This is a genomic window from Massilia sp. KIM (genome assembly GCF_002007115.1).
In the GTDB taxonomy this organism is placed as follows: Bacteria; Pseudomonadota; Gammaproteobacteria; order Burkholderiales; family Burkholderiaceae_D; genus Telluria.
In genome coordinates, this window is the sequence record NZ_MVAD01000001.1 from 297,250 (window position 1) to 312,614 (window position 15,365).

A 15,365-nucleotide genomic window follows, 5' to 3' on the forward strand; every position below is an offset into this window, starting at 1 on the left:
CGGGCGCTGCGCTCATTTGAGACAGACGGTGGTGTGCGGGCGCTGCGCTCATTTGAGATAGACGGTGGTTGGCGAGCGCTGCGCTTGTACGCGATGACGTATCGTCACCGCGTTGCGCCTGCAGCCCACGCACCGTCGTTCCCGCGCAGGCGGGAACCCAAGTTTGCCTGCGGGTCCGCGCCTCGTGCTGAAGGATGGGAAGGCGGCTGGTACATGAACTTGGATTCCCGCCTGCGCGGGAATGACGGTGATCGGCGAGGGTCGGCGGAGAGGAGGGCGGCATGAGTCCGTCCACCCCCTTCATCCACCGCCCGGTCGCCACGGCCCTCCTGATGCTGGCCATCGTGCTCTCCGGTCTGGTGGGCTACAAGTTCCTGCCCCTGTCCGCGCTGCCCCAGGTCGACTTCCCGACCATCCAGGTGCAGACCCTCTACCCCGGCGCCAGCCCCGAAGTGATGGCGCGCACCGTCACCGCCCCGCTGGAGCGGCAGTTCGGCCAGATGTCGGGCCTCACCCGCATGAGCTCCACGAGCGCCGCCGGCGTCTCGGTGGTCACCCTCCAGTTCGGCCTGGGCCAGACCCTCGACGTCGCCGAGCAGGAAGTGCAGGCCGCCATCAACGCCGGCGGCAGCCTGCTGCCGACCGACCTGCCGGCCCCGCCGGTCTACGCCAAGGTCAACCCGGCCGACGCCCCGGTCCTGACCCTGGCCATCACCTCCGACACGCTGCCGCTGACCGAGATCCAGAACCTGGTCAACACCCGCTTGGCCCTGAAGATCAGCCAGGTCTCCGGCGTCGGCCTGGTGACCCTGGCCGGCGGCCAGCGCCCGGCCGTGCGCATCCAGGCCGATACCGAGGCCCTGGCTTCCTACGGCCTGGGCCTGGACACCCTGCGCAGCGCCATCACGGCCGCCAACGCCAACAGCGCCAAGGGCAATTTCGACGGCCCCACGCGCGCCTACGCCATCAACGCCAACGACCAGCTGCTCACGGTGCCGGACTACAAGGAGCTGATCGTCGCCTACCGCAACGGCGCCCCGGTCAAGCTGGAGGAAGTCGCCCAGGTGGTCGACAGCGCAGAGAACGTGCGCCTGGGCGCCTGGGCCAACATGAAGCCGGCCATCATCCTGAACGTCCAGCGCCAGCCGGGCGCCAACGTGATCGCCACCGTGGACGCCATCAAGGAGCGCCTGCCGGAACTGCAGGCCGGCCTGCCGCCTTCGCTGCGCGTGGACGTGCTGAGCGACCGCACCGCCGGCATCCGCGCCTCGGTCCACCACGTGCAGATCGAACTGCTGCTGGCCGTGGTGCTGGTGGTGCTGGTGATCTTCGCCTTCCTGCATTCGGTGCGCGCCACCGTGATCGCCAGCCTGGCGGTGCCGATCTCGCTGATCGGCACCTTCGGCGCCATGTACCTGCTCGGCTACAGCCTGAACAACCTGTCGCTGATGGCGCTGACGATCGCCACCGGCTTCGTGGTCGACGACGCCATCGTCATGATCGAGAACATCGCGCGCTACATCGAGGAAGGCGAAAAGCCGATGGCGGCGGCGATCAAGGGCGCGACCCAGATCGGCTTCACCATCATCTCGCTCACCGTGTCCCTGATCGCGGTGCTGATCCCGCTGCTGTTCATGGGCGACGTGGTGGGCCGCCTGTTCCGCGAGTTCGCGGTGACCCTGGCGATCACGATCCTGATCTCGGGCGTGGTGTCCCTGACCCTGGTGCCGATGATGTCGGCGCGCTGGCTGCGCGCCAAGGAAGACGAGCACCCGAGCCGCTTCGCCCTGCGCACCCAGGCCTTCTTCGACCGCGTGATCCAGCGCTACGACCGTGGGCTGGACTGGGTGCTGGCGCGCCAGGGCCTGACCCTGCTGGTGGCCCTCGGCACCCTGCTGCTGACCGCCTTGCTGTGGGCCGTCATCCCCAAGGGCCTGTTCCCGACCCAGGACACCGGCCAGCTGCAGGCGCGCCTGGAAGCGCGCAAATCAATCTCTTACCGCGAGATGGCCCAGCTGCAGAGCGCCGCCGCGCGCGAGATCCTGCGCGATCCGGAAGTGGCCTCGATCAGCTCCTACGTGGGCGTGGACGCCGCCAACAACACCATGCTCCACACCGGCACCATGCTGATCAACCTGAAGGAAGACCGCGGCGACCAGGATGAGACGATGGCGCGCCTGCGCCAGCGCGTGGCCGGCGTGCCCGGCCTCACCCTCTACCTGCAGCCGACCCAGGACCTGACCATCGACGCCGAAAGCGGCCCGACCCAGTACCGCCTGTCGCTGGAGGGCGCCGACAGCGCCGTGGTCAACGAGTGGGCGCACCGCCTGGTGCAGAAGATGAGGACCCTGAAGCAGGTGCGCAACGCCACCACCGACGCCGGCGCCACCGGCCTGGCCGCCTTCATCGACATCGACCGCGACACCGCCTCGCGCCTGGGCGTGACCGCGGCCGCCATCGACGACGCCCTGTACAGCGCCTACGGCCAGCGCATCGTCTCGACCATCTTCACCGAGACCAACCAGTACCGCGTGATCCTCGAAGCCCAGCAGGACGAGGCGATGTCGCTCGACGCCCTGGCCAACCTGCAACTGCGCACCAGCTCGGGCGAGCCAACCCCGCTGTCGGCGTTGGCCACCATCAGCGAGCGCGCCGCGCCCCTGCAGGTCGTCCACGTGGCGCAATACCCGGCGGCCACGGTCGGCTTCGACACCGCGCCCGGGGCCTCGCTCGGCCAGGCGGTGGACGCGATCCGCGCCGCCGCCGACGAGATCAAGCTGCCGGCCTCGGTCTCGATGAACTTCCTGGGCGCTTCCGGCGCCTACCAGGCATCGCTCTCGAACCAGCTGTGGCTGATCCTGGCGGCGGTGGTCTGCGTCTACATCGTGCTGGGCGTGCTGTACGAGAGCTACATCCACCCGCTCACCATCCTCTCGACTCTGCCCTCGGCCGGCGTCGGCGCGCTGCTGGCGCTGTGGGTGACGGGGCAGGGCCTGGGCGTGATCGGCATCATCGGCATCATCCTCCTGATCGGCATCGTCAAGAAGAACGCCATCATGATGATCGACTTCGCCATCGAGGCCGAGCGCGACGAGGGCAAGGAGCCGCTGGAGGCGATCCGCCAGGCCGCGCTGCTGCGCTTCCGCCCGATCCTGATGACCACCCTGGCCGCGCTGTTCGCCGCCATCCCGCTGATGCTGGGCTGGGGCGAGGGCGCGGAACTGCGCCGGCCCCTGGGCCTGGCCATCTTCGGCGGCCTGATCGTGAGCCAGCTCCTGACCCTGTTCACCACCCCGGTGATCTACCTGGCCTTCGACCGCCTGGCGCGCCGCTGGAGCGGCAGGGCGCCCAACAAGCCGCGCGAGGCCGGCGCATGAACCTGTCCCGGCCCTTCGTCGAGCGCCCGATCGCCACCGTCCTGCTGACCCTGGGGCTGGCGCTGGCCGGCATCGCGGCCTTCTTCGTGCTGCCGGTGTCGCCGCTGCCCCAGGTCGACTTCCCGACCATCTCGGTGTCGGCCTCGCTGCCCGGCGCCAGCCCCGAGACCATGGCTTCCAGCGTGGCCACCCCGCTCGAGCGGCGCCTGGGCGTGATCGCGGGCGTCAACGAGATGACTTCCAACAGCAGCACCGGCTCCACCCGGGTCAGCCTGCAGTTCGACCTGAACCGCAAGATCGACTCCGCCGCGCGCGAGGTGCAGGCCGCGATCAACGCCGCCCGCGCCGACCTGCCGGCCACCCTGCGCAGCAATCCGACCTACCGCAAGGCCAATCCTTCCGACGCGCCGGTCATCATCCTGGCGCTCACCTCGAAGACCCGCACTCCGGGCCAGATCTACGAGGCGGTGTCCAACCTGGTGCAGCAACGCCTGGCCCAGGTCAAGGGCGTGGGCGAGGTCGAGATCGGCGGCGGGTCGCTGCCGGCGGTGCGGGTCGAACTGGTGCCGTATTCGCTCAACCGCTACGGCGTCTCGGCCGAGGACGTGCGCGCCGCGATCCAGGCCAGCAACCCGAACCGGCCCAAGGGCGTGCTGGAAGGGGGCGGCAACCGCTTCCAGATCTACTCGCAGCCGGCCATGACCGGCGACGGCCGCAGCGCCGCCGACTACCGCGACCTGGTGGTGGCCTGGCGCGACGGCGCCGCGATCCGCCTGCGCGACGTGGCCGAGGTCTTCGACGGTCCCGAGAACATCAACACACTGGGCCTGTTCAACGGCGAGCCGGCGGTGATCGTGCTGGTCACCCGCCAGCCCGAGGCCAACGTGATCGAAACCGTGGACGGGGTGCGCGCGCTGCTGCCTTCGCTCCAGGCCCAGTTGCCGGGCGACGTCACCCTGCAGGTCGCGTCCGACCGCACCAATTCGATCCGCGCCTCGCTGCACGAGATCGAATTCACCCTGGTCCTGTCGGTGGTGCTGGTGGTGCTGGTGGTCAGCGTCTTCCTGCGCAGCGTGCGCGCCACCGTGGTGCCGGCGGTGGCCACCATCGTCTCGCTGCTGGGCACCTTCGGGGTCATGTACCTGCTTGGCTTTTCGCTCAACAACCTGTCGCTGATGGCGCTCACCATCGCCACCGGCTTCGTGGTCGACGACGCCATCGTGGTGCTGGAGAACATCGCGCGCCACCTGGAGCAGGGCATGGACCGCATGCAGGCGGCCCTGCTGGGCGCCAAGGAAGTGGGCTTCACCGTGCTTTCGATCTCGCTGTCGCTGGTGGCGGTGTTCATTCCGCTGCTGTTCATGGGCGGCCAGGTGGGACGGCTGTTCCGCGAGTTCGCCGTCACCCTGTCGGCGGCGGTCATGATCTCGCTCGTGATTTCGCTCACCACCACGCCCATGATGTGCGCCTGGCTGCTGCGCAAGGGCGAGACCCAGCGCAAGCAGGGCCGCTTCGCGCGCTGGTCCGAGAAAGGCTTCGGCAAGATGCTGCGCGTGTACGAGCATTCGCTCGACTGGGCGCTGGACAGCAAGCTCCTGGTGATGCTCATCCTCGGCTTCGTGGTGGCCCTCAACGTCTATTTGTTCTCGGCCGCGCCCAAGGGCTTCTTCCCGCAGCAGGACACGGGCCAGATCAGCGGCGGCATCCGCGCCGACCAGAGCATCTCCTTCCAGGCCATGCAGTCCAAGATGCGCGAGCTGGTCAACATCATCAAGCGTGACCCGGCGGTGGACACGGTGGTGGGCTTCACCGGCGGCGGGCGCGCCGGCGGCGGCTTCATGTTCATTAACCTGAAGCCGGCCGACCAGCGCGACGAAGCCGGCCAGGCCGTGATCGCGCGCCTGCGCCCGCAACTGGCGAAGGTGACCGGGGTGTCGCTGTTCCTCAATCCGGTGCAGGACCTGCGCATGGGCGGACGCCAGAGCAATTCCACCTACCAGTACACCCTCAAGAGCGACAATGCGGCCGAGCTCAAGCTGTGGGCCGGGCGCCTGGCCGAGGCCATGAAGCGCCAGCCGGCCCTGGTCGACGTCGACACCGACCAGGCCGAGAACGGCGTCGAGACCTTCGTCACCATCGACAAGGACACCGCTGCGCGCCTGGGCGTCAGCACGCGCGACGTCACCAACGCCCTGTACAACGCCTTCGGCCAGCGCCAGGTGGCCAACATCTACGATGAGCTGAACCAGTACCACGTGGTGATGGGCGTGGCACAGCGCTACGCCCAGTCGCCCGAGGCGCTGCGCGACGTCTACGTGCCGGCGCGCCCCAGCGGCTCCCAGTCCGCGAACGGGGCAGGGGGGACGGCGACCGGCGCCGGCGCCGGCGCGGCCCAGCAGCCGGCGGCCGGCACCATCGGCAACGCGGCGCCTGCCGGCTCGGCCGGGGCGCCCGGCAGCGGCGGCGGCCTCACGGCGGCGCGCGATCCGTCCAGTGGCCAGGCCCTGGCCGGCACCCCCGCCACCATGGTCCCCCTGATGGCGTTGGCGCGCTACGACGAGAGCTCGACCCCGACCTCGGTCAGCCACCAGGACGGCGAGCTGGCCACCACCGTGTCCTTCAACCTGGCCCAGGGCTATAACCTGGAAGACGGCCAGGCCGCGGTGCGCCAGGCCGAGGCCGACATCGGCATGCCGACCACGGTGCGCGGCAGCTTCCAGGGCACGGCGCGCGCGGCCCAGGAGTCGAGCGAACAGCAGCCCTTGCTGATCCTGGCCGCCATCGTCGTGATCTACATCGTGCTCGGCATCCTGTACGAAAGCCTGGTGCACCCGGTGACGGTGCTTTCGACCCTGCCCTCGGCCGGAGTGGGTGCCGTGCTGGCGCTGCTGCTGTTCAGGATGGAGTTCTCGATCATCGCCCTGATCGGGGTCTTCCTCCTGATCGGCATCGTCAAGAAGAACGCGATCCTGATCATCGACTTCGCGCTGGAGGCCGAGCGCGCGCGCGGCCTGAGCGCGGTCGAGGCGGTGCGGGAGGCCTGCCTGCTGCGCTTCCGGCCGATCCTGATGACCACGCTCGCCGCGGCCCTGGGCGCGCTGCCGCTGGCGATCGGCTTCGGCGAAGGCTCCGAACTGCGCCGCCCGCTGGGCGTGGCCATCATCGGCGGCCTGATCGCCAGCCAGCTGCTGACCCTCCTGACCACTCCGGTGGTGTACGTCCTGCTCGACAAGCTGCGCAAGCGCAGCGACAGCGAGCGCGAACTGTCCCGTCATCCCTCGGGAGACGGCGACCGAACTTCTCTTGCCAAGCCATGAAGACAAACTGCTCCCGTCACGACGACATTGCCCGGCCCGCGCCCCAAGCGTGCGCCTCAGCCCATGCACGTCATTCCCGCGCAGGCGGGAATCCAAGTCATGAACGTCACTTCCTCGCGGGGGAAAATCCAAGTCATGAACGTCACTCCCACGCAGGCGGGAATCCAAGCCATGAACGTCATTCCCGCGCAGGCGGGAATCCAAGTTCGTCGCGTAGTGGGAACGCATGCAAACCTTGGGTTCCCGCCTTCGCGGGAACGACGGTAAGGGCGCTGGGCCTCGCCGTGGCGCTCGCCACCGCCGGCTGCTCGGTCGCGCCACCCTACGAGCGTCCCTCGGTCCCCGAACCCGCCGCCTACAAGGAAGCCGAGGGCTGGATCCCGGCCGCCCCCGCCGACACCCTCGACCGCGGCCCCTGGTGGAAGCTGTTCGGCGACGCCGACCTCGACCGCCTGGCCGACGAAGCCCTGCGCGCCAACCAGGAAGTCGCCGCCGCCGTGGCCAACTACGCCCAGGCGCGCGCCCTGGTCGCCCAGCAGCGCGCCGCCCTGTTCCCGGTGGTGAGCCTGGGCGCGGGCGCCGAGCGCGCCGGCGGCGGCGAGCGTTCCCCGGCCAACCAATACCGCCTGTCGATCGGCTCGAGCTGGGAGCCCGACCTGTTCGGGCGCCTGCGCAACTCGGTCGCCAGCGCGCGCGCCGGCGCCGAGGCCACCGCCGCCGACCTGGCCAACCTGCGCCTGGCGGTGCTGGGCGAGCTGGCCGCCAACTACGTCGCCCTGCGCGAGGCCGACGCCCAGCGCGAGCTGATGGCCAACACCATCGCCGGCTACCAGCGCGTCCTGCAGATCACCCAGAACCGCTTCGACGCCGGCATCGCCGCCAAGTCCGACGTGCTGCAGGCCCGGACCCAGCTCGCCAACGCCCAGAACGACGAACTCGGCCTGGTGCGCGAACGTGCCCAGTTCGAGCACGCGATCGCGGTGCTGGTGGGCCGCGCCCCGGCCCAGTTCTCGCTGCCGCCCGCGCCTTGGAACGTGACCGTGCCCGAAGTGCCGGCCGGCGTGCCGGCCACCTTGCTGCAGCGCCGCCCCGACATCGCCGCGGCCGAGCGGGACGTGGCCGCCGCGAATGCCGAGATCGGCGTGGCGCGTTCGGCCTACTTCCCCAACATCGGCCTGTCCGCATCCTACGGCAACACCGCCAGCCGGGTAGGGGACCTGTTCTCGGCGTCCAGCGCGCTGTGGTCCTTCGGCCTGTCGGCCGCCCAGACCCTGTTCAACGCCGGCGCCACCCGCGCCAGCGTGGAGGGCGCGCAGGCGCGCCACCAAGCGGCCGTGGCGCGTTACCGCCAGGCCGTGCTGGACGCCTTCGCCGACGTCGAGAACCAGCTCACCGCCACCCGCGTGCTGGCCGGCCAGCAGGACCTGCGGCGCCAGGCCGCCGAAGCCGCCACCCAGGTCGAGGAGCAGATCCTCAACCGCTACAAGGCCGGCCAGGTCAGCTATACCGAAGTGGTGCAGGCCCAGGTGACGGCGATGAACGCGCGCCGCTCCGTGATCCAGGTGCAGGCCGATCGCCAGGCGGCGGCCGTGGCCCTGATCCAGGCACTCGGCGGCGGCTGGCGACCGGGCGCCGAGGGCTAGGACCCCGCGCGGCGGCAGGAAGTTGGCCCGGAGCCTTGCGCTCGCGGAGTTCTGGCCGGCCGGCTCGCCTTGCCCTAGACTGGGGGAGAAAAGGGAAACTAACCATTTCCACATGGAAAGTATTAGAATTCCAGACTTCCCGAAACCAGGGCTATAAGCATGAAAAAATGGATAGACCGCCTGCTAGGCGGCGGCAAGGAGACAAACGCGCCCGAGGCGGCCCAGGCCGGCCCGGACGCCGAAGAACGCGACTTCACCGGCGAGGTCGACGCGACCTGGTACCGCTGGCTCACCGCCTCGAGCGGCTACCAGGCCTCGGAGGAGCTGCAGGACCGCATCCTGGACGCGGTGCGCGCCCTGGTGCACGATCCCGCCGGCGCGGCCGAGCTGGTGCCGCGCATGCCCGAGCTGATCCCCCAGCTGATGCGCAGCCTGGCCGAGGAAGACATGTCGGCCGCCGACCTGTCGCGCCAGGTGGCCCAGGACAAGGTGCTGGTCGCCGAGGTGATCCGCGAATCCAACAGCGCCTACTACCGTCCCCTGACGCCGATCGAGACCCTGGAAGCGGCGGTCATGATGCTGGGTCATAACGGCCTGCGCATGCTGCTGGCCCGCGTCGCCTTGCGCCCCCTGATCAAGATGCAAAGCGGCGGCTTCGCGCGCCAGGCCGCGCCCCAGGTGTGGAACCAGTCCGAGAAAAGCGCTTTCGCCGCCAGCCTGATGGCCCCCGGCCTGTCGGCTGGCGTGTTCGAGGCCTACCTGGCCGGCCTGATGCAGAACATCGGCCTGGTGGTGGCCTTCCGCGTGGCCGACGGCCTGGTCGAAGGCAATCGCATGCCGGGGTCGAGCGCCTTCGGCCTGCGCCTGATGAGCGTCAGCCGCCAGCTCTCGGCGGTCATCGCGCGTCACTGGGACTTCCCGCCCGAGGTGGCCGACGCCATCCACGACCCTGGCGCCGACACCGGCCTGGCGCAGGCCCTGGCCCTGGGCGACCGCATCGCCAAGCTGCGCGTGCTGATCGACGGCAGCGTGGTGGATGAGAGCGATCCGCTGGTGATGGACGGCCTGAACGGCTTCCAGCGCCGTTGCCTGGGCAAGCTGGCCGACATCGAAAGCTGAGCAGTGAAGGCCTGGGCCGCCATGCTTGCTTCCAGCCTTCTCCTGGCCGCCGCCCCGTCCACGGGCGCGCCGCTGTCCGAGGAGCGCGCGGCGGCGCTGACCCGCCAGCTGGAGGAGATCATGCGCGATCCGGCCATGCCCCTCCCTGGCCTGGCCGTGGTCGCGATCCGCCACGGTGAGATCGTCTACAGCCGCGAGCTTGGCAGCAAGCGCCTGGCCAGCGCCAGGGGCCCGGCGCGCCCGGTGGACGCGCGCACCATGTTCCGGGTCGCCTCGGTCTCCAAGCTGGTGACCGCGATCGGCGCCATGAAGCTGGTGGAGCAGGGGCGCCTCGCGCTGGATGCCGACATCGGCGACTATCTCGGCTACCCGCTTCGCAATCCGCACTTCCCGCAGCAGCCGATCACGCTGCGCATGCTGCTCACCCACACCTCCTCGCTGCGCGACGACGCCGGCTTCAAGTGGGACCCGGCGGTCGACCTGCGCGAGGTGCTGGTGCCCGGCGGGCGCTACTACGGCAAGGGCCTGGCCTGGTCGGCCAAGGCGCCGCCCGGCGCGTATTTCGACTACGTGAACTTCAACTCGGGTTTGCTCGCCACCGTGATGGAACGCGCCGGCGGCGAGCGTTTCGACCGCCTGATGCGGCGCCTGGTGTTTGATCCGATGGGACTGAAGGCCGGCTTCTACCTGGCCGACTTCGCGCCCGCGGATGTCGACGACGTCGCCACCCTGTACCGCAAGCGCGAGAAGGACGGCGCCGAGCGCTGGGATCCGGACGGACCCTGGATCGCCCAGGCCGACGACTTCGACACCGCGCCACCGGCCGCACCGCCCGGACTGGACCGGTACGTGGCCGGCGCCAACGGCACCCTGTTCGGCCCGCAGGGCAGCCTGCGCATCTCGGCCGGGGAACTGGCGCGCATCATGCTGATGCTGATGCACGGCGGCCGCGACGGAAAGCAGCGCATCCTCGCGCCCGAGACGGTAGCCACCATGCTGTCGCGCCAGTGGACCTTCGCCGGCGCCAACGGCAGCGGCGACAGCGACCATTTCCGTGGCCTGTACCGCGCCTGGGGCCTGGGCAACCAGCATTTCCTCGACCTGAGCGAGGTGCGCGACGGACGCGCGGCCGGCGACCGCCTGGTGGAGGGCGGAGGCTTCAAGGGCGTCGGCCACCTGGGCTGGTCCTGGGGCCTGAACGCGCTGTTCGCCTTCGACCCAGCCACCAACAACGGCATGATCTACGTGAGCAGCGGAGTGGGGGCCGACCCCGAGCGGCAGCCGGGACGCTTTTCGTCCGAAGCGCGCTTCCAGGAGCACATCACCGACGCGCTCTGGCGCGGCGCGATCGCCGCGCCCTGATCCGGTTCTCACTGCTGAGTTGGTATTTCGTCATACCGCCGGGGTCGCCAATCGTGCGGCTCCGGTGCGCTGCTAAGCTGTGCGGTATCGCCCTTCACCGGAGCCCGTCATGCGCGCAGTCCTTTCGCTGGCCACCGCGGCCTGTCTCCTGCTGTCCGCCGCTCCGGCGCAAGCCGAAGCCTGGGGGCGCGTCACCAACAGCCAGTTCAGCTACAGCCTCATCGACCTCGATCCGGAGGATGGCGTCACGCCTTCGATCAGCTTCCAGCCGGTGCAGACCTTTCCCCAGCAAGCGCCATGGGGACGCTATAACTACTGGGAGGGCCCGGTGTTTTCGGGTGAAGACATTTCCGGCAGCGGACCTGGTCCGTTCAGCATGGCGATGCGCGCACCCCACGCCCGCGTCGACGGCCGCGCGAGCGGCGACGCGGCCGACTCGGTCGCGCTCGAACTGGCGGTGCGCGCGGACGGCGCTGCGGCCGGCGAGGACTTGCGCATCCATAGTTTCGTGGTGTCGCTCAGCCAGGGTTTCGTGCTGTCGCCGAATACCGGCATCATCATCGAAAGCCGTGGCAATTTTTGGGGCAAGGTGGACCGGCTGGGCGAATCCTTCGACGGCGGCGGCCAGTTGTCGCTGACCTCCTTCGACGCCGACGGCAACCGCTCCACCTGGGGCCGGGGCGAGTTCCTGCTCGCGTCACTGGAACCGGGCGAATCGGGTGAGGTCGACCGCGACTACTTGGTCGACACCATGTACTGGAACCAGTCGTCCGAGGCGGTCGAAGGCACGCTCGACCTCTCGGTGTTCGCCTATGCCGTGTCGCCCGTGCCGGAGCCGGCGCCGCTGGCGCTGGCGGCCCTCGGCGCGGCGCTGGTGCTGCTGCGCGCACGGCGGAGGGGCGGCCGGTCCGCTTAGCGATGCCAGCAGGGGCGCCGCGAGCCATGTGAGAAGAATACTTTCGCTCCGCCCTTGGAGAGCGCGGGCAATGCGGCAGGATACGCCCCTTCCGCATTTCCGCTTCCGTCTGGGGCGCAGCAGCGCGTATCCGGGCCACGCGATGGCGCGGGTGACGCTGGAATCGCGCTTCTGAAGGTCGCGCGCGCGGCGTCAATACGGCGGAAAACCACCATACGCCGACGCAGGGGCGCTATACTCCCGGATCGCATTTTTCATCCCGGGGTTTCACCTTGTTCAAATCCATCGTCCTGCGGGCCGCCGTGCCCGCCGTTCTCGTGGGCGCGGCCGCGGTTGCCATTGCCGACGAAGGCCAATGGCAACCGCACCAGCTGCCGCAACTCAAATCCGAACTCAAACGCATTGGCATCACCATCCCGGCCGAGAAACTGGCCGACCTGAGCAAGCATCCGATGAGCGCCATCGTCTCGCTCGGCGGCTGCTCGGCCTCCTTCGTGTCGCCGGACGGCCTGGTGGTTACCAACCACCACTGCGCCTACGGCGCCATCCAGCGCAACGCGACGCCTGAAAAGAATTACATCGTCAACGGCTTCCTGGCCAAGACCCGCGCCGAGGAGCTGCCGGGCGGCCCGAACACCCTAGTCTACGTGACCGAGAAGGTCGAGAACGTGACCGAGCGCGTGCTCAAGGGCCTGGCCCCGACCCTGTCGGGACGCGAACGCCACGAGCTGGTCGAAGCGCGCATCAAGGCCCTGATCGCCGAGTGCGAGACCGACAAGGCCTACCGCTGCTCGGTGCCGGCCTTCCACCGCGGCCTCGAGTACTACCGCATCAAGCAGCTGATGATCCGCGACGTGCGCCTGGTGTACGCGCCGTCCAACCGCATCGGCGACTTCGGCGGCGACATCGACAACTACGAGTGGCCGCGCCATACCGGCGACTACTCCTTCCTGCGCGCCTACGTCGGCAAGGATGGCCGTCCGGCCGACCCGTCGCCGGACAACGTGCCCTACAAGTCGAAGGACTTCCTGGTGGTCTCGGCCGAGGGCCTGAAGGCGGGCGACCCGATCCTGCTGGCCGGCTATCCGGGCCGCACCAGCCGCTACAAGCTGCCGACCGAGATCCGCTTCGCGCGCGACGTCGACTTCCCGGCCAAGGTCGCGACCATCACCGCCGACCTGTCGGTGATCGCCGCCGCGACCCACGGCAACGCCGCCTGGGACGTGCGCTACGCCAGCGTGGCCAAGAGCCTGAACAACGTGCTCAAGAAGACCCAGGGCCTGCTCGACGGCTTCGCGCGCAAGGACATCGCCGCCATCAAGGACGTGCAGGACGCCGAGTTCCGCGGCTGGTACAAGCAGAGCGGCAACGGCTCGCGCCTGCTGGTCGACCTGGACAGCGTGATCTCGGCCGACATGGTGCAGTCGCGCCATGAAGCCGCCTGGGCGGAAGCCACCCACAGCGACCTGCTCAAGAGCGCGCGCAGCCTGTACCGCCTGGCGCTGGAGCGCCAGAAGCCGGACGCCCAGCGCGAGAGCGGCTACCAGGAGCGCGACCTGTCCTTCATCAAGGCGCGCCTGACCCGCCTCGAGCAGTCCTTCGTGCCCCAGGTGGACGAAGCGCGCTGGGGCGCCGCGCTGCAGCGCTACGCGCGCGGCGACGCCAAGTACCGCCCGCCGGGCCTGGACGCGCTGCTGCCGGCGCCGACCGCGCTGAACGCCATGTACAAGGCCACCGAGCTGTCCGACACTGCCAAGCGCCTGGCCTGGATCGGCAAGGATCCGGAGGCCTTCCGCAAGTCGGGCGACCCCTTCATCCAGCTGGCCGTGCGCCTGCACGACATCGGCATGGGCCTGGAAAACCAGCGCAACGAGATCGACGGCAACCTGGAACGCGTGATCCCGCAATACATGGCGGCCGTCATCGCCTGGAAGAAGTCGCAAGGCAAGCCGGTCTACCCGGACGCCAACTCGACCCTGCGCGTGACCTACGGCACCGTGGCGCCCTACGCGCCGCGCGACGGCCTGCTCAAGGGACCGTTCACCACCGTCGAGGGCATCACCCAGAAGGCCAGCAGCAAGGACCCGTTCATCGTGCCGGCCACCCTGAGCGAGGCGATCAAGGGCAAGCGCTACGGCGTGTTCAAGGACCCGGTCCTGAACACGGTGCCGGTGAACTTCCTGTCGAGCGCCGACACCACCGGCGGCAACTCGGGATCGGCGGTGATGAACAAGCGCGGCGAACTGGTCGGCCTGAACTTCGACTCGACCTACGAGTCGATCACCAAGGACTGGTACTTCGACAGCGCCATCACGCGCGCCATCCACGTCGACATCCGCTACATGCTGTGGGTGATGAAGGAAGTCGACAAGGCTGATAACCTGCTCAAGGAAATGACGATCAAGTACCCGAAGAAGTAAGCTGGACTAGCGCCTGAGGGGCCGCGGCGCACTTCGCCGCGGCCTTTTGCTTACCTGGTACTCCGCCTTCCACCGCACCATGAACGACACGCTCAACCTCGCCGGCCTCACCACGACACCGCTGGAACTGATCTCCTTCCTGCTCGCGGTCACCACCGTGGTGCTCAACATCCGTCAGAAGCATTGGGCCTGGCTGTTCTCGATCGCGTCCTCCGCCACCTATGCGGTGGTGTTCTTCGACGCCCGCCTGTACGGCGACATGGGCCTGCAGTTCGTGTTCATCGGCGCCTCGGTGTGGGGCTGGTACCAGTGGCTGCACGGCGCCGGCAACGCGCCCCTGGTGGTGACGCGCCTTCGCCCCAGGGGCTGGGCCTGGGCGCTGGCGGGCTGGCTGCTCGGCTTCCTGCTGCTCTCGTCCTTCCTCGACCACTACACCGACACCGACGTGCCGCACGCGGACGGCTTCCTCACCGCGGGCAGCCTGGTCGGCCAGCTTCTGCTGGGCCGCAAGAAGGTCGAGAACTGGCACGTGTGGATCGCGGTCGACATCCTGTACGTCGGCCTGTACGTCTACAAGGGCCTGAACCTGACCGCAGTGCTGTACGCGGTGTTCGTGGTGCTGGCCTGGACCGGCCTGCGCGCCTGGTCCAACATCGCGCGGAGGGATGCGTGATCGCGGCGCGGCGCGTGGCCATCCTGGGCGCCGAGTCGTCCGGCAAATCGACCTTGGCCGAGGCGCTGGCGGCCCGCTACCGGACCGTCTGGGTGCCTGAATACCTGCGCGAATTCGTCGACACCCTGGGGCGCGTGCCCTTCGAGCACGACCAGTTCGGCATCGCGCGCACCCAGCGCGAGCGCGAGGAGGAGGCGGCGGCCCAGGCCACGGGCTGGCTGTTCTGCGACACCACGCCCCTGATGACGGCGCTCTACAGCCGCGTGTACTGGGGCAGGGTCGACCCGGAACTTGCGCGGCTCGACGCGCGCCACGACTACGCCTGGACTTTCGTCACGGCCCCCGACAGCCCCTGGGAGCCGGATGGACTGCAACGCGAGTCGGAGGAAGTGCGCCAGATGGTGCACAGGATGCTGCTCGAGACGCTGGAGGCGCGCGGTATTCCCTACGTCCTGCTGGAGGGCGGACTGGCGCAGCGCCTGCGCAGGGTGGAGGAGTTGCTGGCTGCCTCCTAATCTCTGGACCTGGTCACCTGTTA

The 15,365-nt window shown here is 69.2% G+C and carries 9 protein-coding genes; all 9 read left to right on the plus strand.

The window, feature by feature from the left end:
* Positions 1–281 precede the first annotated feature (281 nt).
* Positions 282–3,377 carry an efflux RND transporter permease subunit gene (locus B0920_RS01445; protein WP_078030819.1) on the plus strand — a complete coding sequence of 1,032 codons (3,096 nt, stop codon included), beginning with the start codon at positions 282–284 and terminating at the stop codon, positions 3,375–3,377.
* Positions 3,374–6,694, plus strand: a complete 3,321-nt coding sequence (locus B0920_RS01450) for an efflux RND transporter permease subunit (protein WP_078030820.1) — start codon at positions 3,374–3,376, stop codon at positions 6,692–6,694. The genes B0920_RS01445 and B0920_RS01450 overlap by 4 nt, the downstream gene beginning before the upstream one ends.
* 284 nt (positions 6,695–6,978) lie before the next feature.
* Positions 6,979–8,337 carry an efflux transporter outer membrane subunit gene (locus B0920_RS01455; RefSeq protein ID WP_229455100.1) on the plus strand — a complete coding sequence of 453 codons (1,359 nt, stop codon included), beginning with the start codon at positions 6,979–6,981 and terminating at the stop codon, positions 8,335–8,337.
* 159 nt (positions 8,338–8,496) lie between these two features.
* The gene (locus tag B0920_RS01460; protein WP_078030821.1) at positions 8,497–9,456 is read left to right on the plus strand and encodes an HDOD domain-containing protein; all 960 of its coding nucleotides are present in this window, start codon (positions 8,497–8,499) and stop codon (positions 9,454–9,456) included.
* Between the two features lie 21 nt (positions 9,457–9,477).
* Complete coding sequence (locus B0920_RS01465) at positions 9,478–10,818, plus strand: serine hydrolase (protein WP_078033242.1); 1,341 nt, start codon at positions 9,478–9,480, stop codon at positions 10,816–10,818.
* A gap of 109 nt (positions 10,819–10,927) precedes the next feature.
* Complete coding sequence (locus B0920_RS01470; RefSeq protein ID WP_078030822.1) at positions 10,928–11,734, plus strand: hypothetical protein; 807 nt, start codon at positions 10,928–10,930, stop codon at positions 11,732–11,734.
* A 272-nt stretch (positions 11,735–12,006) separates the two neighbouring features.
* A complete protein-coding gene (locus tag B0920_RS01475) occupies positions 12,007–14,154 on the plus strand; it encodes a S46 family peptidase (protein ID WP_078030823.1) in 2,148 nt (715 codons plus the stop codon).
* Positions 14,155–14,233: 79 nt separating this feature from the next.
* Positions 14,234–14,827 (plus strand): nicotinamide riboside transporter PnuC, encoded by a 594-nt coding sequence (pnuC, locus tag B0920_RS01480; protein WP_078033243.1) that lies wholly within the window; start codon positions 14,234–14,236, stop codon positions 14,825–14,827.
* Positions 14,824–15,342 (plus strand): AAA family ATPase, encoded by a 519-nt coding sequence (locus tag B0920_RS01485; protein WP_229455102.1) that lies wholly within the window; start codon positions 14,824–14,826, stop codon positions 15,340–15,342. Before pnuC ends, B0920_RS01485 begins: the two co-directional genes overlap by 4 nt.
* Positions 15,343–15,365 lie beyond the last annotated feature (23 nt).